This window comes from Neobacillus drentensis, assembly GCF_036962125.1.
Taxonomy (GTDB): domain Bacteria; phylum Bacillota; class Bacilli; order Bacillales; family Cytobacillaceae; genus Neobacillus; species Neobacillus drentensis_B.
The window spans coordinates 38,732-40,190 of record NZ_JBALOA010000038.1; the positions used below are offsets into that span (position 1 = coordinate 38,732).

The 1,459-nt window shown below is 39.7% G+C and carries 1 protein-coding gene; it reads right to left on the reverse strand.

Annotated elements, in window-relative coordinates:
* Positions 1-101 precede the first annotated feature (101 nt).
* Positions 102-1,459 (reverse strand): Ig-like domain-containing protein (locus V7121_RS23165; protein ID WP_335548070.1); only part of this gene is annotated, 1,358 nt, incomplete at its 5' end.

Below are 1,459 nucleotides of genomic sequence, written 5' to 3' on the forward strand. Positions count from 1 at the left end.
GAACAAGATTGTTTGCGAAACTAGCACTTTTATTTGCGAAACCTAAATGTACAGGAAAAATCCCCTCCACATCGTGTGAAGGGGATTTCTTTATAAGTTTATTATTTTACTTTAACAGTTACTACCTTACTGACATTCTTTGCTCGGTCAGTAGCTGTTACACTTAAGACCGTTTTCTTCTTCTGCGCTTTGATTTTCACTTTGAATTTCCCTTTGGAGTCTGCTTTTGCTGTACCTATGACTTTCTTACCTACTTTAATCGTTATGGTAGAGTAAGCTTCGGCGGTACCTGACACCTCTTTTGTAGTGCTTTTCACTGCAGTTTTAATTTTCGGTGCCAACGGAGCGGTTTTGTCAATGACAATCACACTCTTTGCTGCACTTATATTTCCTGCTGCATCTTTTGCTGTCACAAGTAATTTTGTACCAGCTTTTTGAACTGGAATCGTCACTTGATAGTTACCCTTAATATCTGCTTTAACGATATACTTTTTCGTTCCAATTGTAACAGTAACAATCGCTCCTGCTTCTGCTTTACCAGTTACTACTTTTATTAGGTCTGTAACAGTGGTAACGGATGGGACCACTGGTGCAGTTTTATCAATAACTGTGATAGTTTTTGCAACACTATTACCAGCCGCATCCTTGGCAGTAACAATTACCTTTGTTCCTGCTTTTTGAACTGGAATGATTACTTTGAAGTTCCCGCTTGTATCAAATTTTGCTGGATAAATCTTTGTGCCTATTAAGACTGATACAGTTGCCCCCGCCTCAGTCTTGCCGGTTACTTCCTTTGACTTGTCTGAAACTGTATTTACTGTTAAAAAAGATGGAGCTGTTTTGTCTATGACCTTTATTGTGACAGATTCGCTTTCATTTTCGGCAGTATCTATTGCGATAACCGTTAATACCGTTCCAGCTTTCTGAACTCGAATCGTCACTTGATATTTGCGATCTTGTTCTGCTTTCCCAGTGCCAATTACTACACCATTAACCTTCACTTCGATTTTGGATCCCGCTTCGGCTAAACCTGTAATGTTTGTATCTTTATCGCTTACTGTACTTACTTCTGGTTTCTCAGGTGCGGTTACATCTTTCACCACTACTGGAGTTTCATCACTAGCATTTCCAGAATTATCAGTAGCAACAATAACCAATTCAGTCCCTGCCTTTTGCGCGTCAATGATTACTTGATATTGACCATCTTCTCCAGCAGATCCAGTACCAATTACTGAGCCTTTTATCTTCACTTCTACTTTTGATTCAGCCTCCGCATGGCCTGTGACTGATGTATCCTTATCAGTTACTTCATTTACTAAAGGCTTTTCTGGTGCGGTTGCGTCTTTCACGAAGAGCGTAGTAGTTTCACTTTCATTACCAGCGTTATCAATTGCAACGACTTCTAATTTCGCCGTTGCCTTTTGCAAGTCAATAGTGACTTTAAATTGACCATCTTCTC